Consider the following 23,592-nt stretch of genomic DNA (forward strand, 5'->3'; position numbering starts at 1 on the left):
TTAGTGCAGTTCGTTTCCTTTGTTACAAATCTCTGCCTGAGTCCAGATAAGGCTAAATGCGTCAACAGCATTCCTCGCCTGTTTGCAACTGCGTAAGGTCATTCATCTGCATATGTGCTGCAACAATCTGGCGAGCAGATAAGCACACTCCCACGAAACGCAGCGCGCGTTATTCTACGTGAAAACGGATCAAACGGCAGGTTAAACCGAGTATCTTTGTGAATATTTTTTCACGTTAGTATCAAGTGGCTGTGAGGACGCGAAAAAATCCCCCTGGCCACCCAAAACCCCGCGCTGAATCAGGGTCTGCCACTCGCTTCGCGAACGTACCCCAGTCGCGTAAACCTGGGTGTTGGTCCCGGAACAGGCTTCTACCATGCTCTGAACCAACAATTGGTTTTCCGTTCGCTTCTCAATATTTCTTACCAGCCCCGGATGAAGCTTGAGTAATTCGACATTAAGTTCTTTGATCCAACTGGTACTTACCAGCGTCAATCCAGCCTGGTTCACGGCAACTCGAACCCCTAAAGCATTCACCAAACGAATGACAGGTTGCAAGCGACCGATATGTTGACCAACATCAGCCTCTGCAAGTTCAATAATTATGCGTTTTCGTTGCGATTTTTCACACTGCATCAACGTATCGCGCAGCCAACGCTGGAAACGCGGGCGGATCAACGACTCAACGGTCACCTGAATCGCCAGATTTTCTTGCGGCCAATAGCGTAACAGCGGGATGAGACGACTGATTTGCAGGCGGTCATACTCTTCCGATAAACCAAACTGCAATACCATCGGCATATATTCCGCCGAGCTTACCTCTTCATTACCATCAAAGATGCGACACATAATTTCGCGATGATGAACCTGCCCCTCCCGGGTGACCGCAGGTTTTTGATAAAGCCTGGGCCCACCACGACTCAACATTTGTTCGATTAGCGTACGCCAGCGAACGTTGCCGCGCCCTTTTTCTGGTAATGAGTCATCGTAAATCGCCCAGCTATTACCCCCCTGTAATCCCGCATTACGCGTGGCGGATTCGGCATGATCCATCACTTGTTCTGTTTCCTGGCCGCTACGCCAGGCACAGATGCCGATATGAATCATATCTTCACGATCGAGCATTTTATTGCTCGGTAAGGTATCAACCGCTTTGATCAACTGCCCGGCAATGCTCTCCGCCTCTTTTAAAGTCCGATGCGGCAACAGCGCGGCAAAATCGCTACGGTGATAGCGCGCCAGCAGTGCGCCTGGATAGCGCATCATAAATGTCGACAGCAGATTCGTCAGAGTGAAGAGCTGTTCTTCGGCCTGGCTGTGTCCCCACGTGTCGCTCAACATATTGAAATCAGGTAGACGGATCATCATCACGATCCCGTGAGTCCCTACCTTCTCTTGATCTTCCAGTAATGTAGCCAACTGGTTGTCGAAAAAGAGACGGTTATTGAGGCCGGTTTTGATGTCCTGCGCGGCGTAAGAGCGAATCAGCGTATCAAGACGGCTGTGCTGTTCACGCGCATTCTGAATTTCTGAAAGCAGCATATCCAGCGCACTGCTGGTCCCTGGCGGCCATTCATAGATGGAGCCAAGCACATTCGGCCCACGCTCCCCGTTTAAGATACGCGCCGAGCGAGTTTCCAGTAGTTCTTGCCCGGCAAGTTGCCGCTGCAACCAGCGTACTGCAAGGAAGAGCATAATAATGATAAAACCAATTGCCCCAGTGAGCGGCGCGGTGGTCATCAGCGAGTGAAAATAGTTTCCCATCGGGTCCTGATAAACCAGATGTAGCGACATTCCTGGATGTTTAACTAACGGAACGGTCAGTTCGCGAAACAGATCGCTGGTGCCAACAGGGCGGTAACTCCCCTGGCGGGAAAGGGTATAAACCTGTTTGTTATTGTGTAACAGGTCCACGCGAACGATATCTGCTGACATCATCAGTTCACTGATTTGTGGCCTCAGCGAGCTGAAATCAGACGACACCAAATGCGTATCGATCGCCGTCGCCACCGCCTGAACGCGATGGCTAAACTTATACTGAATCGCGTTATAGAAACTTAACGAGCAGCCCATCAGAGTCACAAAGATCGTTAACCCGGTGAGCAGCGTGACAAAGGCCGAAAATTTCGTCGTTAATCTCATCCTTGTGTTAACTCCGATAGTGAGGAAGCGGGCATACTAGCAAATCAGATTTATCTCGCAATTTATTGCGCTTCATCGACTTTGCTTTTCAATTAGCGAGTATAGTCTTCAGAAATTATTTTCCAATCCATCATGCACATGAGGACTTCTTATGCAGGCGTTACTTTTAGAACAGCAGGACGGTAAAACCCTCGCATCTGTACAGACTCTGGACGCAAGTCGCCTGCCGGAAGGCGATGTGACGGTCGATGTCCACTGGTCGAGCCTGAATTATAAAGATGCACTGGCAATAACCGGTAAAGGAAAAATAATCCGCAATTTTCCGATGATTCCTGGCATCGACTTTGCCGGAACCGTACGCGCCAGTGAAGATCCTCGTTTTCATACTGGTCAAGAAGTGTTACTCACGGGCTGGGGAGTTGGTGAAAATCATTGGGGCGGACTGGCAGAACAAGCGCGTGTGAAAGGCGACTGGTTGGTTGCCATGCCGCAAGGTCTGGACGCGCGTAAAGCGATGATTATTGGTACTGCTGGGTTTACCGCCATGCTGTGCGTGCTGGCCCTGGAAGATGCCGGTATTCGTCCACAAGATGGCGAGATTGTGGTAACGGGCGCCAGCGGCGGCGTTGGCAGTACTGCCGTGGCGCTGTTGCATAAGTTAGGTTATCAGGTGGTTGCTGTTTCCGGTCGCGAAAGTACCCATGAATATCTGAAAAGTTTAGGTGCCAGCCGAATTCTGCCGCGTGATGAATTTGCTGAATCCCGTCCACTGGAAAAACAAGTCTGGGCTGGGGCGATTGACACCGTCGGCGACAAAGTGCTGGCGAAAGTGCTGGCGCAAATGAATTACGGCGGCTGCGTGGCGGCCTGTGGTCTGGCGGGTGGTTTTACTCTGCCAACCACGGTCATGCCATTTATTTTGCGTAATGTCCGTTTGCAAGGGGTGGATTCAGTGATGACACCACCAGCACGCCGTGCGCAAGCCTGGCAGCGTCTGGTTGCCGATTTACCGGAATCATTCTATACCCAGGCGGCAAAAGAGATTTCACTGGCTGATGCACCTAAATTTGCCGAGGCCATTATTAACAATCAGATCCAGGGCCGTACGCTGGTAAAAATTAACTAAGCGTTAGTATAAAATAATTTACATATCGTTAACGAATTTTAGCAGCACTTTGACATTCTCCCTGCCATAGTAATCATGAGCATACCGGGAGTCTGTTATGAAAAAAATTCGTCAACTTACAGAAGCCGATGTCACTGCCGAATCGGCTTTTTTTATGCAACGTCGGCAAGTTTTGAAAGCATTAGGCATCAGCGCCGCCGCCCTCTCTTTACCAAATGCCGCCCACGCGGATTTGCTTGGCTGGTTCAAAGGGAACGATCGCCCGCCCGCGCCTGCCGGAAAACCCCTGGAGTTCAGCAAGCCTGCTGCCTGGCAAAATAACCTGCCACTGACGCCGGAAGATAAAGTTTCCGGCTACAACAATTTCTATGAATTTGGGCTGGATAAAGCCGATCCCGCCGCGAATGCTGGCAGCCTGAAAACCGATCCGTGGACGTTGAAAATCAGTGGTGAAGTCAGTAAACCGTTAACCCTCGACCACGATGCGCTAACCCGTCGATTCCCGTTAGAAGAGCGGATTTACCGGATGCGCTGCGTGGAAGCGTGGTCGATGGTGGTGCCGTGGATTGGTTTTCCGCTACATAAACTGCTGGCGCTGGCAGAGCCGACCAGCAACGCGAAGTACGTCGCTTTCGAAACAATTTATGCACCGGAACAAATGCCCGGCCAGCAGGACAGGTTTATCGGCGGCGGTCTGAAATATCCCTATGTAGAAGGATTACGTCTCGACGAAGCGATGCATCCGCTCACGCTGATGACCGTCGGCGTCTACGGCAAGGCGCTACCGCCGCAAAATGGCGCGCCGATACGCCTGATTGTGCCATGGAAATATGGCTTTAAAGGCATCAAGTCGATAGTGAGCATTAAGCTGACCCGAGAACGCCCACCAACCACCTGGAATCTTTCGGCCCCCAACGAATACGGCTTTTACGCCAACGTTAATCCGCATGTTGATCACCCTCGCTGGTCGCAGGCCACTGAGCGATTTATCGGTTCAGGTGGCATCCTGGATGTGCAACGCCAACCGACACTACTATTTAACGGCTACGCCGATGAAGTCGCGTCACTTTATCGCGGACTGGATCTACGGGAGAACTTCTAAGTGCGTTTGACTGCAAAACAGGTTACCTGGCTGAAATTTTGCCTGCATCTTGCCGGATTTTTGCCGTTTGTCTGGCTGGTTTGGGCAATCAATCATGGCGGGCTAAGTGCCGACCCGGTGAAAGATATTCAGCATTTTACCGGTCGGACTGCGCTGAAATTTTTATTGGCGACGTTGTTAATTACCCCGCTGGCGCGCTACGCTAAGCAGCCATTATTGATACGCACCCGCCGCCTGTTAGGTTTATGGTGTTTCGCCTGGGCGACGCTGCACTTAACCAGTTATGCATTGCTGGAACTTGGCGTGAACAACCTGGCGTTATTCGGTCAGGAATTAATCACCCGACCTTATTTAACTCTGGGTATTATCAGTTGGTTGATTTTGCTTGCTTTAGCATTCACGTCTACACAAGCGATGCAGCGAAAACTAGGCAAACACTGGCAACAGTTACATAACTTCGTCTATCTTGTCGCGATCCTGGCCCCCATACATTATCTGTGGTCAGTGAAGGTTATCTCACCGCAGCCGATCATCTACGCCGGGCTGGCATTACTGCTTTTAGCCTTACGTTATAAGAAGTTCCGTCAATGGTGGCGCTAATTTCGTGAACTGTGCGGCTTATTGCAAATTACGCGACGTTGAAAGTTATTTACATGTTAGCTGTTGATTATCTTCCCTGATAAGACCAGTATTTAGCTGCCATTTGCTACGAAATCGTTATAATGTGCGACCTCGTTCTCCCTGAGGCAGCTTTTAAGCTGCTGAAAAGGTGACAATGGCGCAACGAAGGTATATTTTGTTTTTTGCCGGAGGATAGCAGCAGATCGCTGCACAATGTCCGTCAAGTCTCACATTGACACTCTGGGGCAAAATAGACCGGCGTCCCGGCCCGCTGGAATTTACCGCTATGCATACAGCTGTCGGGGCATACGCTTTACAGACGGCGGTGAAACGCCTGTCACAATCACACTAAACAAAGAGTACGGAACCCACTCATGGATATTCGTAAGATTAAAAAACTGATCGAGCTGGTTGAAGAATCAGGCATCTCTGAACTGGAAATTTCTGAAGGCGAAGAGTCAGTACGCATCAGCCGTGCAGCACCTGCCGCAAGTTTCCCGATGATGCAACAAGCTTACGCTGCACCAATGATGCAGCAGCCAGCTCAATCTAACGCAGCCGCTCCGGCGACCGTTCCTTCCATGGAAGCGCCAGCAGCAGCGGAAATCAGTGGTCACATCGTACGTTCCCCGATGGTTGGTACTTTCTACCGCACCCCAAGCCCGGACGCGAAAGCGTTCATCGAAGTGGGTCAGAAAGTGAACGTGGGCGATACCCTGTGCATCGTTGAAGCCATGAAAATGATGAACCAGATCGAAGCAGACAAATCCGGTACTGTGAAAGCAATTCTGGTCGAAAGTGGACAACCGGTAGAATTTGACGAGCCGCTGGTCGTCATCGAGTAACGAGGCGAACATGCTGGATAAAATTGTTATTGCCAACCGCGGCGAGATTGCATTGCGTATTCTTCGTGCCTGTAAAGAACTGGGCATCAAGACTGTCGCTGTGCACTCAAGCGCGGATCGCGATCTAAAACACGTATTACTGGCAGATGAAACGGTCTGTATCGGCCCTGCTCCGTCAGTAAAAAGTTATCTGAACATCCCGGCAATCATCAGCGCCGCTGAAATCACCGGCGCAGTAGCAATCCATCCGGGTTACGGCTTCCTCTCCGAGAACGCCAATTTTGCCGAGCAGGTTGAACGCTCCGGCTTTATCTTCATCGGCCCGAAAGCAGAAACCATTCGCCTGATGGGCGACAAAGTATCCGCAATCGCCGCGATGAAAAAAGCAGGCGTTCCTTGCGTACCGGGTTCTGATGGCCCGCTGGGCGACGATATGGATAAAAACCGCGCCATTGCAAAACGCATTGGTTATCCGGTGATTATCAAAGCCTCCGGCGGCGGCGGCGGTCGTGGTATGCGCGTAGTGCGCGGCGACGCTGAACTGGCACAATCCATCTCCATGACCCGTGCGGAAGCGAAAGCCGCTTTCAGCAACGACATGGTTTACATGGAGAAATACCTGGAAAATCCTCGCCACGTCGAGATCCAGGTACTGGCAGACGGCCAGGGCAACGCTATCTATCTGGCGGAACGTGACTGCTCCATGCAGCGCCGCCACCAGAAAGTGGTCGAAGAAGCGCCAGCACCGGGCATTACCCCGGAACTGCGTCGCTACATCGGCGAACGTTGCGCTAAAGCGTGTGTTGATATCGGCTATCGCGGTGCAGGTACGTTTGAGTTCTTGTTCGAAAACGGCGAGTTCTATTTCATCGAAATGAACACCCGTATTCAGGTAGAACACCCGGTTACCGAAATGATCACTGGCGTTGACCTGATCAAAGAACAGCTACGTATCGCTGCCGGTCAACCGCTGTCGATCAAGCAAGAAGAAGTTCACGTTCGCGGCCATGCGGTAGAGTGCCGTATCAACGCCGAAGATCCGAACATCTTCCTGCCAAGCCCGGGCAAAATCACCCGTTTCCACGCGCCAGGCGGTTTTGGCGTGCGTTGGGAGTCTCATATCTACGCGGGCTACACCGTGCCGCCGTACTATGACTCAATGATCGGTAAGCTGATTTGCTACGGTGAAAACCGTGACGTGGCGATTGCTCGCATGAAGAATGCGCTGCAGGAGCTGATCATCGACGGTATCAAAACCAACGTTGATCTGCAGATCCGCATCATGAACGACGAGAACTTCCAGCATGGTGGCACTAACATCCACTATCTGGAGAAAAAACTCGGTCTTCAGGAAAAATAAGACTGCAAAAGCGTCAAAAGGCCGGATTTTCCGGCCTTTTTTATTACTGGGGATCGACAACCCCCATAAGGTACAATCCCCGCTTTCTTCACCCATCAGGGACAAAAAATGGACACTCGTTTTGTTCAGGCCCATAAAGAGGCGCGCTGGGCGCTGGGGCTGACCCTTTTGTATCTGGCGGTATGGTTAGTAGCCGCTTACTTACCTGGCGTTGCCCCCGGTTTTACCGGCTTTCCGCGCTGGTTTGAGATGGCCTGCATCCTGACGCCGCTGCTGTTTATTGGACTGTGCTGGGCGATGGTGAAATTTATCTATCGCGATATCCCGTTGGAGGATGACGATGCAGCTTGAAGTGATTCTACCGCTGGTCGCCTATCTGGTGGTGGTGTTCGGTATCTCTGTTTATGCGATGCGTAAACGGAGCACCGGCACCTTCCTTAATGAGTATTTCCTCGGCAGCCGCTCTATGGGCGGTATTGTGCTGGCGATGACGCTCACCGCGACCTATATCAGTGCCAGTTCGTTTATCGGCGGGCCAGGCGCTGCTTATAAATACGGCCTGGGTTGGGTATTGCTGGCGATGATTCAGCTTCCTGCAGTCTGGCTTTCGCTCGGTATACTCGGCAAGAAGTTCGCGATTCTTGCGCGCCGCTACAATGCGGTGACGCTGAACGATATGCTGTTTGCCCGCTACCAGAGTCGTCTTCTGGTGTGGTTGGCGAGTTTGAGTTTGCTGGTTGCGTTCGTTGGTGCGATGACCGTGCAATTTATTGGCGGTGCACGCCTGCTGGAAACCGCGGCGGGTATTCCTTATGAAACCGGGCTGCTGATTTTTGGTATCAGCATTGCGTTATATACCGCCTTTGGTGGCTTTCGCGCCAGCGTGCTGAACGACACCATGCAAGGGCTGGTGATGCTGATTGGCACCGTTGTGCTGCTTATTGGCGTAGTACATGCCGCTGGCGGCTTAAGCAACGCAGTACAGACCTTGCAAACCATCGATCCGCAACTGGTTACGCCACAAGGCGCTGACGATATTCTGTCGCCTGCCTTTATGACGTCGTTCTGGGTACTGGTGTGCTTTGCCGTTATTGGCCTGCCGCATACTGCGGTGCGCTGTATCTCTTATAAAGACAGCAAAGCAGTACACCGGGGGATCATCATCGGTACGATTGTAGTCGCAATCCTGATGTTTGGTATGCACCTGGCCGGAGCGTTAGGTCGGGCGGTAATCCCCGATCTCACCGTACCGGATCTGGTGATCCCGACGTTAATGGTAAAAGTGCTGCCACCGTTTGCTGCCGGGATCTTTCTGGCTGCACCTATGGCTGCGATCATGTCGACAATTAACGCCCAACTGCTGCAAAGTTCCGCTACGATCATTAAAGATCTCTATCTGAATATCCGTCCGGATCAAATGCAAAACGAGACGCGTCTGAAGCGGATGTCGGCGGTAATTACGTTAGTTCTCGGCGCGTTGCTGCTGCTTGCCGCCTGGAAGCCGCCAGAAATGATCATCTGGCTGAATTTGCTGGCCTTCGGTGGGCTGGAAGCCGTTTTCCTGTGGCCGCTGGTGCTGGGTCTTTACTGGGAACGCGCCAACGCCAAAGGCGCGCTAAGTGCGATGCTCGTTGGCGGCGTGCTGTATGCCGTACTCGCAACGCTGAATATTCAATACCTGGGCTTCCACCCTATCGTGCCCTCGTTACTACTAAGTTTGCTGGCTTTCCTGGTCGGAAACCGTTTCGGTACATCCGTCCCGCAAGCTACCGTTTTGACTACTGATAAATAAAGAGTTTTGCCATGCCTTGGATCCAACTGAAACTGAACACCACCGGCGCGAACGCGGAAGATCTTAGCGATGCGCTGATGGAAGCGGGTGCCGTTTCTATCACTTTTCAGGATACCCACGATACGCCAGTATTTGAGCCGCTGCCGGGCGAAACGCGCCTGTGGGGCGACACCGATGTGATTGGTCTGTTCGACGCTGAAACCGATATGAACGACGTGGTGGCGATTCTGGAAAACCATCCGCTGCTCGGCGCAGGCTTCGCGCATAAAATCGAACAACTGGAAGATAAAGACTGGGAGCGCGAATGGATGGACAATTTCCACCCGATGCGCTTTGGTGAACGACTGTGGATCTGCCCAAGCTGGCGTGATGTGCCGGACGAAAACGCCGTCAACGTGATGTTAGACCCAGGGCTGGCGTTTGGTACGGGTACCCATCCAACTACCTCTCTGTGCCTGCAATGGCTCGACAGCCTCGATTTAACTGGTAAAACAGTCATCGACTTTGGCTGTGGCTCCGGCATTCTGGCAATCGCGGCACTGAAACTGGGTGCAGCAAAAGCCATTGGTATTGATATCGATCCGCAGGCCATTCAGGCCAGCCGCGACAACGCCGAACGTAATGGCGTTTCTGAGCGTCTGGAACTCTACTTACCCAAAGATCAGCCTGAAGCGATGAAAGCCGACGTGGTGGTCGCTAACATCCTCGCAGGCCCGTTACGTGAACTGGCACCGTTAATCAGCGTCCTGCCGGTTTCAGGCGGTTTGCTGGGCCTTTCCGGTATTCTGGCAAGCCAGGCGGAGAGCGTTTGTGAAGCTTATGCCGACAGCTTCGTTCTGGACCCGGTCGTGGAAAAAGAAGAGTGGTGTCGCATTACTGGTCGTAAGAATTAACCGCCAGAATGCGGCATAGTGATGTAGAGAGAAGTGCGAGCAACGTCACAAAAGGCACGTAATTTTGCTGATTATTTAGGCAAATTTGCGTGCCAAAATTTTCATTCATAAAGAAAAATTGAGAACTTACTCAAATTTCTTTGAGTGCGAATTTTAATCACTTATTTCTAATGTGATGATTTTTATGATTAATTATTCCGACGAGTTCATTTTAAATGCAATTCTTTGATCCATCTCAGAGGATTGGTCAAAGTTTGGCCTTTCATCTCGTGCAAAAAATGCGTAATATACGCCGCCTTGCAGTCACAGTATGGTCATTTCTTAACTCATGCGCATCGGACAATATCAGCTCAGAAATCGCCTGATCGCAGCGCCCATGGCTGGCATTACAGACAGACCTTTTCGGACGTTGTGCTACGAGATGGGAGCCGGATTGACAGTATCCGAGATGATGTCTTCTAACCCTCAGGTTTGGGAAAGCGACAAATCTCGTTTACGGATGGTGCACATTGATGAACCCGGTATTCGCACCGTGCAAATTGCCGGTAGCGATCCGAAAGAAATGGCAGATGCAGCACGTATTAACGTGGAAAGCGGTGCCCAGATTATTGATATCAATATGGGTTGCCCGGCTAAAAAAGTGAATCGCAAGCTTGCAGGTTCAGCCCTCTTGCAGTACCCGGATGTCGTTAAATCGATCCTTACCGAGGTCGTCAATGCAGTGGACGTTCCTGTTACCCTGAAGATTCGCACCGGCTGGGCGCCGGAACACCGTAACTGCGAAGAGATTGCCCAACTGGCTGAAGACTGTGGCATTCAGGCTCTGACCATTCATGGCCGTACACGCGCCTGTTTGTTCAATGGAGAAGCTGAATACGACAGTATTCGGGCAGTTAAGCAGAAAGTTTCCATTCCGGTTATCGCGAATGGCGACATTACTGACCCGCTTAAAGCCAGAGCTGTGCTCGACTATACAGGGGCGGATGCTCTGATGATAGGCCGCGCAGCTCAGGGAAGACCCTGGATCTTTCGGGAAATCCAGCATTATCTGGACACTGGGGAGTTGCTGCCCCCGCTGCCTTTGGCAGAGGTTAAGCGCTTGCTTTGCGCGCACGTTCGGGAACTGCATGACTTTTATGGTCCGGCAAAAGGGTACCGAATTGCACGTAAACACGTTTCCTGGTATCTCCAGGAACACGCTCCAAATGACCAGTTTCGGCGCACATTCAACGCCATTGAGGATGCCAGCGAACAGCTGGAGGCGTTGGAGGCATACTTCGAAAATTTTGCGTAAACAGAAATAAAGAGCTGACAGAACTATGTTCGAACAACGCGTAAATTCTGACGTACTGACCGTTTCTACCGTTAACTCTCAGGATCAGGTAACCCAAAAACCCCTGCGTGACTCGGTTAAACAGGCACTGAAGAACTATTTTGCTCAACTGAACGGTCAGGATGTGAATGACCTCTATGAGCTGGTACTGGCTGAAGTAGAACAGCCCCTGTTGGACATGGTGATGCAATACACCCGTGGTAACCAGACCCGTGCTGCGCTGATGATGGGCATCAACCGTGGTACGCTGCGTAAAAAATTGAAAAAGTACGGCATGAACTAATTCAGGTTAGCTAATTGCTTGATTAAAAGGCGCTACTCGGCATGGGGAAGCGCCTTTTTTATAGGTGTCGCAAAGGGAGTGACCATGAGAACAGGATGTGAACCCACCAGGTTTGGCGACAATGCAAAGACCATTATCCACGGTGATGCATTAGCTGAACTTAAAAAGATACCCGCAGAAAGTGTTGATCTAATCTTTGCTGACCCGCCTTATAACATCGGTAAAAATTTCGATGGCCTGCTCGAAGCGTGGAAAGAAGATCTGTTTATTAACTGGCTATTTGAAGTGATTACAGAGTGCCACCGCGTTCTGAAAAAACAGGGCAGCATGTACATCATGAACAGCACGGAAAACATGCCCTTTATTGACCTCCAGTGCCGCCAGCTTTTTACCATCAAAAGTCGCATCGTCTGGTCGTATGACAGCTCCGGCGTTCAGGCCAAAAAATATTACGGCTCCATGTATGAACCCATCCTGATGATGGTGAAAGACGCAAAGCACTACACATTTAACAGCGATGCTATTCTGGTCGAAGCCAAAACCGGAGCACAGCGTGCATTAATCGACTATCGCAAAAATCCCCCACAACCTTACAATCATCAAAAAGTGCCAGGTAACGTCTGGGATTTTCCACGCGTACGTTATTTGATGGATGAATATGAAAACCATCCGACGCAAAAGCCTGAAGCTTTACTGAAGCGCATTATTCTCGCCTCTTCTAACCCTGGCGATGTCGTTCTCGATCCGTTTGCTGGTAGCTTCACCACCGGTGCCGTCGCCATCGCGACCGGGCGAAAATTCATTGGTATTGAGATTAACAGCGAGTACATCAAGATGGGGCTACGCCGACTGGATGTCGCGTCACATTACTCCATAGAAGAGCTGGCGAAAGTGAAAAAAAGAAAGACCGGCAACCTGTCAAAACGAAGCCGGATCAGCGAAGTTGACCCCGATCTCATTGCAAAGTAAAGGAAGTGTAAGCCTGGTTTTCAGATTATTCATTTCGTGTATATTTCCTGCCAGACTTGGTTAAACATGCACAGGCTCAGGTAATGATTCGCAAGTATTGGTGGCTCGTCGTTTTCGCTGTCTCCGTTTTTCTGTTTGATACCTTACTGATGCAGTGGATTGAACTACTGGCAACAGAAACAGACAAATGTCGCAATATGAACTCGGTTAATCCGCTAAAACTGGTTAACTGTGACGAACCGGATTTTCACAATAGAATGTAACTTTATACGATACCTAATTCATTTGTTTTATGAATTAATTTCGTTATGTTTTCATCTGGCATAAACATTCTTAATACATTATCGACTAATGCGGGTGCTTGTTTATAAAGATCGTAACCCGCTATATTCATTAACCAGTTTTGAACAATACCGCTGAAGGCACCATCAATAATAATCATTACGACGTCTAAGTCGAGGCTTTTAGCTATATCCCCCTGTTGCTGACATGCTTGTAATACTTCACGCAGAATCTGTGGATTAAAGCCCATCTTTTCACGTATTACTGCCTCGGCCAGCATTTCATCACTAAATTCACACTTGTGATATAAGATTTGCAGTAACGCCTGCTGGCGGGGAATTTCGGCAATATATTGCAAGCCAACAATCAGTTTTTCACGCAATTGCAGGAAAGGATCATGTTCTAACCCTTCCGTTAAACGTTCCTGGATTAACTCACGCAATGAAGGCTGTTGCAGCCACATCTCATTAAACAGTTGAGCCTTGTTTTCGAAATGCCAGTAGATTGCGCCACGCGTGACGTTGGCGGCGTCAGCGATGTCATTGAGCGTCGTCTTGCTTACGCCATACTGCGCAAACTGGGCGATAGCGGTTTCAATCAGTTCTTGCCTGGTCTTCAGGGCTTCAGCTTTGGTTCTTTTTGCCATGATTAATCATTCAAGGAATAAATATATTCAACATAAGGGAAACAGCGAGAAGTAATGTATCACCTAATGTTTATTTATACGAGAAGCTAAATCCCATCTGCTACCAATCGTCAAATAAGTCAAATCTATTGTTTACCGATAATATATTTACTTAATAAATGTATATTTCACTTTGCGTTAAAATGCTTCCATTCTTTTCAACTCACATCAAATGAGAACATTAGAATATTAATCTCTTTTTGTGTTTACGTGCCTTGAATAGCGACTATTCATAACTATTCCTTACATCGCAGGACGATAATTTGTAGGATAGCGAACTGTATTTTTATTTCTGCGAGTTAACGCGTTGCCTTTTTCTGGCTAATAACGCGCTTTTGGTTTTTTGAGGAATAGTAATGACGAAACATGCCAGGTTTTTCCTCCTGCCCTCCTTTATCATGATCTCCGCAGCGTTAATTGCGGGTTGTAACGATAAGGGAGAAGAGAAAGCTCACGTCGGTGAACCGCAGGTTACCGTTCATGTTGTGAATACTGCCCCGTTAGAAGTTAAAACTGAATTACCAGGCCGTACTAATGCTTTCCGTATTGCCGAGGTTCGCCCGCAGGTTAGCGGGATAGTGCTGAATCGTAATTTCACTGAAGGCAGCGATGTGCAAGCTGGCCAATCCCTGTACCAGATCGATCCGGCCACTTATCAGGCAAGTTATGACAGCGCGAAAGGCGAACTGGCGAAAAGCGAAGCTGCCGCGTCCATCGCGCATTTGACGGTAAAACGTTATGTTCCGCTTGTGGGTACGAAATACATCAGCCAGCAGGAGTACGATCAGGCGATTGCTGATGCTCGTCAGGCCGATGCTACCGTCATAGCCGCAAAAGCCACGGTCGAAAGCGCCCGCATCAATCTCGCTTATACCAAAGTGACTGCGCCAATTAGCGGGCGTATCGGTAAATCTTCGGTGACCGAAGGTGCTCTCGTCACTAACGGGCAAACGACCGAACTGGCGACTGTCCAGCAACTCGATCCTATCTATGTCGATGTGACCCAATCCAGCAACGACTTCATGAGACTGAAGCAATCCGTAGAGCAAGGGAATTTGCATAAGGAAAACGCCACCAGCAACGTAGAGCTGGTCATGGAAAACGGTCAAACCTATCCCCTGAAAGGCACACTGCAATTCTCTGATGTAACCGTTGATGAAAGCACCGGCTCCATTACCCTGCGCGCGGTTTTCCCTAACCCGCAACACACGCTTCTGCCTGGTATGTTTGTGCGCGCACGGATTGATGAAGGTGTACAACCTGACGCCATTCTTATCCCGCAACAGGGAGTTAGCCGCACGCCGCGTGGTGACGCTACCGTGCTGATTGTTAATGATAAAAGCCAGGTTGAGGCGCGTCCTGTTGTCGCCAGCCAGGCCATTGGCGATAAATGGCTGATTAGCGAAGGACTAAAAGCGGGTGATCAGGTCATTGTCAGCGGCCTGCAAAAAGCACGCCAGGGAGAGCAGGTTAAAGCCACTACCGATACCCCCGCAGATACTGCGTCGAAGTAAGGCAATCTGATATGGCAAACTTTTTTATTCGACGACCAATATTTGCATGGGTGCTGGCCATTATTCTGATGATGGCGGGCGTACTGGCGATCCTACAATTGCCCGTAGCCCAGTATCCAACCATTGCCCCGCCTGCTGTTTCTGTGTCGGCAAACTATCCGGGCGCTGATGCGCAAACCGTGCAGGATACGGTGACACAGGTTATCGAACAGAATATGAACGGCATCGATAATCTGATGTATATGTCCTCCACCAGCGATTCAGCCGGTAGCGTGACAATTACTCTCACCTTCCAGTCCGGGACCGATCCAGACATCGCGCAAGTGCAGGTACAAAACAAACTTCAACTCGCCACACCGTTGCTGCCGCAGGAAGTCCAGCAACAGGGGATAAGTGTCGAGAAATCAAGTAGCAGCTTTTTGATGGTGGCTGGTTTTGTTTCTGATAACCCAAGTACCACGCAAGACGATATTTCCGACTACATCGCCTCTAACGTAAAAGATACCATTAGCCGTCTGAACGGCGTTGGCGACGTGCAACTGTTCGGTGCTCAGTACGCTATGCGTATCTGGCTCGATGCCGATCTGCTGAACAAATATAAACTCACATCGGTTGATGTCATTAACCAGTTGAAAGTACAGAACGACCAGATTGCGGCCGGTCAGTTAGGCGGCACGCCGGCATTACCAGGACAGCAGTTAAACGCGTCGATTATTGCCCAGACACGGTTAAAAGATCCGGAAGAGTTCGGCAAAGTCACCCTGCGCGTGAACAGCGACGGTTCGGTAGTGCGGCTGAAAGATGTCGCACGGATTGAACTCGGTGGTGAAAACTATAACGTTATCGCCCGTATCAACGGCAAACCCGCGGCTGGCCTCGGCATTAAACTGGCAACGGGAGCTAACGCACTTGATACCGCAAAAGCTATCAAGGCCAAACTGGCAGAATTACAGCCGTTCTTCCCACAGGGAATGAAGGTTCTTTACCCTTATGACACCACGCCTTTCGTCCAGCTTTCTATCCAGGAAGTGGTGAAAACGCTGTTCGAAGCCATTATCCTGGTATTCCTGGTGATGTATCTGTTCTTGCAGAACATGCGGGCGACATTGATACCCACCATTGCTGTACCTGTCGTGTTGTTAGGGACATTTGCCATACTCGCCGCTTTTGGTTACTCCATCAACACGCTAACGATGTTCGGGATGGTACTTGCCATCGGGCTTCTAGTTGATGATGCGATAGTCGTTGTGGAGAACGTCGAGCGCGTAATGATGGAGGATAAACTCCCCCCCAGAGAAGCGACGGAAAAATCGATGTCGCAAATCCAGGGTGCGCTGGTAGGTATCGCGATGGTACTGTCGGCGGTATTTATTCCGATGGCATTCTTCGGTGGCTCAACAGGGGCAATTTATCGACAGTTCTCTATCACTATTGTTTCAGCAATGGCGCTTTCAGTACTGGTTGCGCTGATTCTCACCCCCGCGTTATGTGCAACATTGCTGAAACCAGTCTCTGCCGAGCATCACGAAAATAAGGGTGGTTTCTTCGGCTGGTTTAACACCACTTTCGATCATAGCGTTAATCACTACACCAATAGCGTTGGCAAAATCCTCGGTTCCACAGGGCGATATTTACTGATCTATGCGCTGATTGTCGCCGGAATGGTAGTGCTGTTTTTACGCCTCCCTTCTTCTTTCTTGCCGGAAGAAGATCAGGGTGTCTTCCTGACCATGATCCAACTGCCCGCTGGCGCGACGCAAGAGCGGACACAAAAAGTACTGGATGAAGTGACGGATTACTATCTGAAGAACGAGAAGGCGAACGTTGAAAGTGTCTTTACAGTCAATGGATTTAGCTTCAGCGGTCAGGCGCAAAACGCCGGGATGGCCTTTGTCAGCCTTAAACCGTGGGAAGAGCGCAGTGGCGAAGAAAATAGCGCGGAAGCGGTAATCCAACGTGCCAAAATGGAACTGAGTAAAATCCGCGACGGTTTTGTCATTCCATTCAATATGCCAGCCATTGTTGAACTGGGTACGGCAACAGGTTTCGACTTTGAGTTAATCGATCAGGCGGGTCTTGGTCACGATGCCTTAACCCATGCCCGCAACCAGTTGCTTGGCATGGCGGCGCAACATCCTGAAAGCTTAGTCAGTGTGCGCCCCAATGGCCTGGAAGATACTGCGCAGTTCAAACTTGAAGTTGACCAGGAAAAAGCACAGGCATTAGGCGTTTCGCTTTCTGACATTAATCAGACCATTTCTACAGCGTTAGGCGGGACGTATGTCAACGACTTCATCGACCGTGGCCGCGTGAAAAAAGTATATGTTCAGGCGGATGCCAAATTCCGTATGCTGCCAGAAGATGTCGATAAACTTTATGTCCGCAGCGCTAACGGCGAAATGGTGCCATTCTCCACCTTTACCACTTCACATTGGGTATATGGTTCTCCGCGTCTGGAACGCTACAACGGTCTACCTTCTATGGAGATTCAGGGGGAGGCTGCGCCAGGCACCAGTTCCGGCGATGCGATGTCTCTAATGGAAAGCCTCGCCTCACAACTACCTAACGGAATCGGTTATGACTGGACGGGGATGTCGTATCAGGAACGCTTGTCAGGCAACCAGGCCCCTGCTCTGGTAGCCATTTCATTCGTGGTCGTTTTCCTGTGCCTTGCGGCGCTCTATGAAAGCTGGTCAATTCCTGTCTCGGTTATGTTGGTCGTGCCGTTAGGGATTGTCGGCGTGCTGCTGGCGGCGACACTCTTTAATCAGAAAAATGACGTTTATTTTATGGTGGGCTTGTTAACGACAATTGGCTTATCGGCTAAAAACGCTATTTTGATTGTTGAGTTCGCCAAAGACCTGATGGAAAAAGAGGGGAAAGGTGTCATTGAAGCAACGCTGATGGCCGTACGTATGCGTCTTCGTCCTATTCTGATGACATCACTCGCCTTTATTCTCGGCGTATTGCCGCTGGCTATCAGTAATGGTGCGGGAAGCGGCGCGCAGAACGCGGTAGGGATTGGAGTCATGGGTGGCATGATTTCCGCAACATTGCTGGCAATCTTCTTTGTCCCCGTGTTCTTTGTGGTGATCCGCCGTTGCTTTAAAGGGTAAATTTAAGACACAAAGGCGTCTTCGGACGCCTTTTTAATTTGCGGTTAAAACTATAAAAATTAATGAGTTAATGATTCATTAGCTTTTAAATTGAGTGCATTCATTCTTTCTCCCTTCATTATTTTTACAATTCACATAATTTGTCATTATTCATCTCACAAGAATTATAACTCCCGGTGATAAAATGGAATTCAGCACGTTAATAAGAAAGTTAGCTTATTAAGCGGTAGCGTTATTACTGAGGTAACACCATGAAAAGATTAATTCCTGTCGCATTGCTCACCGCATTGCTGGCGGGCTGCGCTCACGATTCACCCTGCGTTCCGGTTTATGACGATCAGGGCCGTCTGGTTCACACGAATACCTGTATGAAAGGTACGACTCAGGATAACTGGGAAACGGCTGGGGCTATTGCTGGCGGGGCAGCGGCTGTTGCTGGCCTGACGATGGGGATCATCGCTCTGTCGAAATAACTGAACAGGGCGCGGAGTTCCGCGCTCTGTTTAACGGTACAGAATCTCACCGTAAGATAAAATACAACTATATTCTGCTAGCTTATTCCCTTTTAATTTAGCATTTTATTTCGAACTATCGAAATAACACATCCATTAGTTTTTACCCTCATTTAAAACACATGCTCACGCTAACAATCATTATCCTGCTTAGTAAAATGCGAATAAATATTTTGCGCTAAAATGTGGCGTATGTTTCATTTTCGCACCATTGCGAGGCGATGTTTTTATTATTTCCTGTCTACACTCAGCTTATTGCGACGTGGAATCGTGCGCAAAAGCTGGCACTACTTTTGCTTATAAAAGGATGGCCACAGACAGGTAAAAGACGTTTCCCAAACGTCCTATAACGATAATTTTCGCCTCACAGGAAGCATTATGAAAAAGATGATGATAGCCACACTGGCTGCCGCCAGCGTGCTGCTTGCCGTTGCAAATCAGGCGCATGCTGGCGCGACACTTGATGCCGTAAAGAATAAAGGGTTTGTGCAATGCGGGATCAGTGACGGATTACCTGGGTTCTCTTATGCCGATGCAGACGGTAAGTTTTCAGGTATTGATGTAGATGTTTGTCGTGGTGTTGCCGCTGCTGTATTTGGTGACGACACGAAAGTGAAATATACCCCACTCACAGCAAAAGAACGCTTCACCGCTTTACAGTCAGGGGAAGTGGATTTGCTTTCCCGTAATACGACCTGGACTTCATCCCGCGACGCAGGAATGGGAATGGCATTTACTGGCGTCACTTATTACGACGGCATTGGCTTCCTGACGCACGATAAAGCGGGATTAAAAAGCGCGAAAGAACTGGATGGCGCAACAGTCTGTATTCAGGCGGGGACTGATACCGAACTCAACGTCGCCGATTACTTCAAGGCAAACAATATGAAGTACACGCCAGTAACCTTCGATCGCTCAGACGAATCAGCGAAGGCTCTGGAATCTGGCCGCTGCGATACGCTGGCCTCGGATCAGTCGCAACTGTATGCCCTGCGGATCAAATTAAGTAATCCTGCCGAATGGATTGTCCTGCCAGAAGTTATCTCTAAAGAACCGCTTGGTCCGGTCGTCCGTCGTGGCGATGATGAATGGTTCTCTATTGTGCGCTGGACGCTTTTCGCCATGCTGAATGCTGAAGAGATGGGCGTTAACTCGCAAAACGTTGATGAAAAAGCGGCTAATCCAGCTACGCCTGATATGGCGCATCTGCTGGGTAAAGAGGGCGATTACGGCAAGGATCTGAAGCTGGATAATAAATGGGCTTACAACATCATCAAACAGGTGGGTAACTACTCGGAAATTTTTGAGCGTAATGTGGGTTCAGAAAGCCCGCTGAAAATTAAACGTGGGCAAAATAATCTCTGGAATAACGGCGGTATTCAGTACGCGCCGCCCGTGCGTTAAGTCGGTGTGAGGTAACGGGCGTCGCTACGGCGGCGCTCTCTTCAGCGTTATGGTTTCCGAGGTTTATATGCCCCATCGCCGCTCAACCGTTAAAGGCTCACTCTCCTTTACCAACCCTACGGTTCGCGCCTGGTTATTCCAGATCCTCGCCGTTGTTGCCGTCGTCGGCATTGTTGGTTGGTTATTTCACAACACCGTGACGAATCTAAACAATCGCGGCATTACATCAGGATTTGCCTTTCTGGATCGCGGCGCAGGCTTCGGGATCGTCCAGCATTTGATCGATTACCAGCAGGGCGATACCTACGGACGCGTTTTTATTGTCGGCTTACTCAATACGCTACTGGTTTCAGCATTGTGTATCGTATTCGCATCTGTCCTGGGCTTCTTTATCGGTCTGGCGAGACTTTCGGACAACTGGCTGCTACGAAAGCTTTCCACAATTTATATTGAGATCTTCCGTAATATTCCCCCGCTGCTGCAAATCTTCTTCTGGTACTTTGCCGTGTTGCGCAATTTGCCCGGACCACGCCAGGCAGTGAGCGCGTTTGATCTCGCCTTTTTGAGCAATCGTGGGCTCTATATTCCGTCGCCGCAGCTGGGAGATGGATTTATTGCGTTTATCCTGACTGTTGTTATTGCTATAGCCATTTCTGTTGGACTATTCCGTTTTAATAAAACGCACCAGATAAAGACCGGACAACTGCGCCGTACCTGGCCTTGCGCCGTTGTGTTGATCATTGGTTTATCTTTACTGGCGCAATGGCTTTTTGGCGCAGCACTACACTGGGATGTCCCAGCCCTTCGAGGCTTTAATTTCCGCGGCGGGATGGTTTTAATTCCTGAACTGGCAGCCTTAACGCTAGCACTTTCGGTTTATACCTCTGCATTTATCGCCGAGATTATCCGCGCCGGGATCCAGGCAGTGCCTTATGGTCAACATGAAGCGGCTCGATCACTGGGATTACCCAACCCGGTTACGCTACGCCAGGTCATTATTCCCCAGGCATTGCGGGTGATTATTCCACCGTTAACCAGCCAGTATCTCAACATCGTCAAGAACTCCTCTCTTGCCGCCGCTATTGGCTATCCCGATATGGTTTCGCTGTTTGCTGGCACCGTGCTGAACCAAACGGGGCAAGCCATCGAGACGATAGCCATGACGATGTCGGTCTATCTGATTATCAGCCTGACTATCTCGCTGCTGATGAATATCTATAACCGCCGTATCGCGATCGTTGAACGCTAAGGAGTCATGATGACAAAAGTATTGCTGTCTCATCCCCCGCGCCCGGCGAGCCATAACTCAAGCCGCGCTATGGTGTGGGTGCGAAAAAATCTGTTCTCCAGCTGGAGCAATAGCCTGCTGACTATTGGCTGCATATGGTTGATGTGGGAACTGATCCCACCATTGCTGAACTGGGCATTTTTGCAGGCTAACTGGGTTGGCTCAACGCGTGCCGACTGCACAAAAGCCGGTGCCTGTTGGGTCTTCATCCACGAACGATTTGGTCAGTTTATGTATGGGCTTTACCCACACGACCAACGCTGGCGAATTAACCTGGCATTACTGATTGGCCTTGTGTCTATCGCACCAATGTTCTGGAAAATACTCCCGCATCGCGGTCGCTATATTGCGGTATGGGCGATTATCTACCCACTGATTGTCTGGTGGCTGATGTATGGCGGTTTTTTTGGTCTTGAGCGGGTTGAAACCCGGCAATGGGGCGGGCTGACGCTAACTTTAATTATTGCATCAGTTGGGATTGCGGGGGCGCTACCGTGGGGGATCTTACTGGCGTTAGGTCGCCGCTCCCATATGCCGATTGTGCGTATCTTATCGGTCGTTTTTATCGAGTTCTGGCGCGGCGTACCGCTGATTACCGTACTGTTTATGTCTTCGGTCATGCTGCCGCTCTTTATGGCGGAAGGCACCAGCATCGACAAACTGATTCGTGCGTTGGTCGGCGTGATCCTGTTTCAGTCAGCATACGTTGCGGAAGTCGTGCGAGGCGGATTACAGGCGCTGCCCAAAGGGCAATACGAAGCGGCAGAGTCGCTGGCGTTGGGTTACTGGAAAACTCAAGGGCTGGTTATTCTGCCCCAGGCACTGAAGCTGGTGATTCCAGGGCTGGTAAATACCATCATCGCGCTATTCAAAGACACAAGTCTGGTGATCATCATCGGGTTGTTCGATCTTTTCAGTAGCGTTCAGCAGGCAACCGTTGACCCCGCCTGGCTGGGTATGTCCACAGAAGGGTATGTTTTCGCCGCACTGATCTACTGGATCTTCTGTTTCAGCATGTCGCGCTATAGCCAACATCTGGAAAAACGTTTTAACACCGGGCGTACACCGCATTGAGGACACTATGAGCCAAATTTTACTGCAACCTGCTAACGCGATGATTACGCTGGAAAACGTCAATAAATGGTATGGACAATTCCATGTTTTGAAAAATATAAATTTAACCGTGCAACCGGGCGAACGGATCGTTCTGTGTGGCCCTTCAGGTTCCGGTAAATCGACAACCATTCGTTGTATTAATCATCTGGAAGAACATCAACAGGGACGGATCGTGGTAGATGGCATCGAACTTAATGAAGATATCCGCAATATTGAGCGCGTCAGGCAGGAAGTGGGAATGGTCTTTCAGCATTTCAATCTCTTCCCTCATCTGACCGTTCTACAGAACTGTACCCTGGCACCGATTTGGGTACGCAAGATGCCAAAGAAAGAGGCTGAAGCTCTGGCGATGCATTACCTTGAGCGGGTGAGAATTGCCGAACATGCCCAGAAGTTTCCCGGACAGATTTCTGGTGGTCAGCAGCAACGCGTTGCCATAGCACGTTCACTTTGTATGAAACCAAAGATCATGCTGTTTGATGAACCTACGTCAGCGCTCGATCCGGAGATGGTGAAAGAAGTGCTGGATACGATGATTGGGCTGGCGCAGTCGGGTATGACAATGTTGTGTGTAACACATGAAATGGGATTTGCGCGAACTGTCGCTGATCGAGTGATTTTTATGGATCGCGGAGAAATCGTGGAGCAAGCTGCACCGGATGAATTTTTTGCGCATCCTAAATCGGAGCGTACGAGGGCATTTTTATCGCAGGTTATCCATTAATTGAATGTTAGTTCGAAAAACAAAAAGGCCATCCTTTCGGATGGCCTTTCGCTTGATTTGATGTCGCAGTTTATGGCGGGCGTCCTGCCGCCCCCCTCCGGGCCGTTGCTTCGCAACGTTCAAATCCGCTCCCGGCGGATTTGTCCTGGTCAGGAGAGCGTTCACCGACAAACAACAGATAAAACAAAAGGCCCAGTCTTCCGACTGAGCCTTTTGTTTTATTTGATGCCTGGCAGTTCCCTACTCTCGCATGGGGAGACCCCACACTACCATCGGCGCTACGGCGTTTCACTTCTGAGTTCGGCATGGGGTCAGGTGGGACCACCGCGCTACTGCCGCCAGACAAATTCTTTTCTAATCTGCCGAACTTTAACCTAAAAAGTGGTGCTGATACCCAGAGTCGAACTGGGGACCTCACCCTTACCAAGGGTGCGCTCTACCAACTGAGCCATATCAGCACGCTAAATTTGATGCCTGGCAGTTCC

At 50.0% G+C, this 23,592-nt stretch carries 21 protein-coding genes, 1 tRNA gene and 1 rRNA gene; 19 read left to right on the plus strand and 4 right to left on the minus strand.

Translation table 11 applies throughout. The annotated features are described in order from the left end of the window. Positions 1–201: 201 nt before the first annotated feature. Entirely contained in the window at positions 202–2,142 is a 1,941-nt protein-coding gene (gene csrD, locus D9736_RS21415) for an RNase E specificity factor CsrD (protein ID WP_130223738.1), read from the minus strand. Between the two features lie 151 nt (positions 2,143–2,293). Between csrD and D9736_RS21420 the strand changes: the two genes are divergently transcribed. The 12 genes from D9736_RS21420 to D9736_RS21475 all read left to right on the plus strand — a co-directional run bounded on the left by D9736_RS21420 (position 2,294) and on the right by D9736_RS21475 (position 12,729). Further along, positions 2,294–3,268 (plus strand): MDR family oxidoreductase, encoded by a 975-nt coding sequence (locus D9736_RS21420; RefSeq protein WP_130259121.1) that lies wholly within the window; start codon positions 2,294–2,296, stop codon positions 3,266–3,268. Between the two features lie 97 nt (positions 3,269–3,365). Then, positions 3,366–4,370 (plus strand): protein-methionine-sulfoxide reductase catalytic subunit MsrP, encoded by a 1,005-nt coding sequence (gene msrP, locus D9736_RS21425; protein WP_130259122.1) that lies wholly within the window; start codon positions 3,366–3,368, stop codon positions 4,368–4,370. Beyond that, entirely contained in the window at positions 4,371–4,970 is a 600-nt protein-coding gene (gene msrQ, locus D9736_RS21430) for a protein-methionine-sulfoxide reductase heme-binding subunit MsrQ (protein ID WP_130259123.1), read from the plus strand. Positions 4,971–5,365: 395 nt separating this feature from the next. Continuing rightward, positions 5,366–5,836, plus strand: coding sequence for an acetyl-CoA carboxylase biotin carboxyl carrier protein (gene accB / locus D9736_RS21435; RefSeq protein WP_000354618.1), 471 nt, complete (start codon positions 5,366–5,368; stop codon positions 5,834–5,836). A 10-nt stretch (positions 5,837–5,846) separates the two neighbouring features. After that, a complete protein-coding gene (accC, locus tag D9736_RS21440; protein WP_130259124.1) occupies positions 5,847–7,196 on the plus strand; it encodes an acetyl-CoA carboxylase biotin carboxylase subunit in 1,350 nt (449 codons plus the stop codon). 108 nt (positions 7,197–7,304) lie between these two features. Further along, on the plus strand, positions 7,305–7,547 hold the full coding sequence (locus D9736_RS21445) for a YhdT family protein (RefSeq protein ID WP_000381170.1): 243 nt from the start codon (positions 7,305–7,307) through the stop codon (positions 7,545–7,547). Beyond that, positions 7,537–8,988, plus strand: a complete 1,452-nt coding sequence (panF, locus tag D9736_RS21450) for a sodium/pantothenate symporter (protein WP_130259125.1) — start codon at positions 7,537–7,539, stop codon at positions 8,986–8,988. The genes D9736_RS21445 and panF overlap by 11 nt, the downstream gene beginning before the upstream one ends. Positions 8,989–8,999: 11 nt before the next feature. After that, the gene (gene prmA / locus D9736_RS21455; RefSeq protein ID WP_130259126.1) at positions 9,000–9,881 is read left to right on the plus strand and encodes a 50S ribosomal protein L11 methyltransferase; all 882 of its coding nucleotides are present in this window, start codon (positions 9,000–9,002) and stop codon (positions 9,879–9,881) included. 328 nt (positions 9,882–10,209) lie between these two features. Further along, a complete protein-coding gene (gene dusB / locus D9736_RS21460; protein WP_001219652.1) occupies positions 10,210–11,175 on the plus strand; it encodes a tRNA dihydrouridine synthase DusB in 966 nt (321 codons plus the stop codon). Positions 11,176–11,200: 25 nt separating this feature from the next. Then, positions 11,201–11,497 carry a DNA-binding transcriptional regulator Fis gene (gene fis, locus D9736_RS21465; protein ID WP_000462905.1) on the plus strand — a complete coding sequence of 99 codons (297 nt, stop codon included), beginning with the start codon at positions 11,201–11,203 and terminating at the stop codon, positions 11,495–11,497. An 84-nt stretch (positions 11,498–11,581) separates the two neighbouring features. Next, a complete protein-coding gene (gene yhdJ, locus D9736_RS21470; protein WP_130259127.1) occupies positions 11,582–12,466 on the plus strand; it encodes an adenine-specific DNA-methyltransferase in 885 nt (294 codons plus the stop codon). Positions 12,467–12,549: 83 nt separating this feature from the next. Next, positions 12,550–12,729 carry a DUF2556 family protein gene (locus tag D9736_RS21475; protein ID WP_130259128.1) on the plus strand — a complete coding sequence of 60 codons (180 nt, stop codon included), beginning with the start codon at positions 12,550–12,552 and terminating at the stop codon, positions 12,727–12,729. Positions 12,730–12,731: 2 nt separating this feature from the next. On the opposite strand, the gene envR is transcribed toward D9736_RS21475, so the two are convergent. Then, the gene (envR, locus tag D9736_RS21480) at positions 12,732–13,394 is read right to left on the minus strand and encodes an acrEF/envCD operon transcriptional regulator (RefSeq protein WP_130204500.1); all 663 of its coding nucleotides are present in this window, start codon (positions 13,392–13,394) and stop codon (positions 12,732–12,734) included. Between the two features lie 395 nt (positions 13,395–13,789). Between envR and acrE the strand changes: the two genes are divergently transcribed. From acrE to D9736_RS21515, 7 genes are all read left to right on the plus strand, one after another. Then, positions 13,790–14,947, plus strand: a complete 1,158-nt coding sequence (acrE, locus tag D9736_RS21485) for a multidrug efflux RND transporter periplasmic adaptor subunit AcrE (protein WP_130259129.1) — start codon at positions 13,790–13,792, stop codon at positions 14,945–14,947. Between the two features lie 11 nt (positions 14,948–14,958). Then, positions 14,959–18,063, plus strand: a complete 3,105-nt coding sequence (acrF, locus tag D9736_RS21490; protein WP_130204496.1) for a multidrug efflux RND transporter permease subunit AcrF — start codon at positions 14,959–14,961, stop codon at positions 18,061–18,063. Positions 18,064–18,314: 251 nt separating this feature from the next. Continuing rightward, positions 18,315–18,536: a membrane protein gene (locus tag D9736_RS21495; protein WP_000825639.1), complete on the plus strand. Its 222-nt coding sequence runs from the start codon at positions 18,315–18,317 to the stop codon at positions 18,534–18,536. Positions 18,537–18,953: 417 nt separating this feature from the next. Beyond that, positions 18,954–19,979, plus strand: coding sequence for an amino acid ABC transporter substrate-binding protein (locus tag D9736_RS21500; protein WP_130236995.1), 1,026 nt, complete (start codon positions 18,954–18,956; stop codon positions 19,977–19,979). Positions 19,980–20,046: 67 nt separating this feature from the next. Further along, positions 20,047–21,228, plus strand: a complete 1,182-nt coding sequence (locus tag D9736_RS21505; protein WP_130259130.1) for an amino acid ABC transporter permease — start codon at positions 20,047–20,049, stop codon at positions 21,226–21,228. A 9-nt stretch (positions 21,229–21,237) separates the two neighbouring features. Next, positions 21,238–22,341 (plus strand): amino acid ABC transporter permease, encoded by a 1,104-nt coding sequence (locus tag D9736_RS21510; protein ID WP_130259131.1) that lies wholly within the window; start codon positions 21,238–21,240, stop codon positions 22,339–22,341. Positions 22,342–22,348: 7 nt separating this feature from the next. Further along, a complete protein-coding gene (locus D9736_RS21515; RefSeq protein WP_000078344.1) occupies positions 22,349–23,107 on the plus strand; it encodes an amino acid ABC transporter ATP-binding protein in 759 nt (252 codons plus the stop codon). Positions 23,108–23,334: 227 nt separating this feature from the next. Here D9736_RS21515 and rrf read toward each other — a convergent pair. Both rrf and D9736_RS21525 read right to left on the minus strand, forming a co-directional pair. Then, positions 23,335–23,450 (minus strand): 5S ribosomal RNA (gene rrf / locus D9736_RS21520). Between the two features lie 39 nt (positions 23,451–23,489). Beyond that, positions 23,490–23,565, minus strand: a tRNA-Thr gene (locus tag D9736_RS21525). Between the last annotated feature and the right edge of the window lie 27 nt (positions 23,566–23,592).

The organism is Escherichia sp. E10V10, from assembly GCF_004211985.1.
Lineage (GTDB): Bacteria > Pseudomonadota > Gammaproteobacteria > Enterobacterales > Enterobacteriaceae > Escherichia.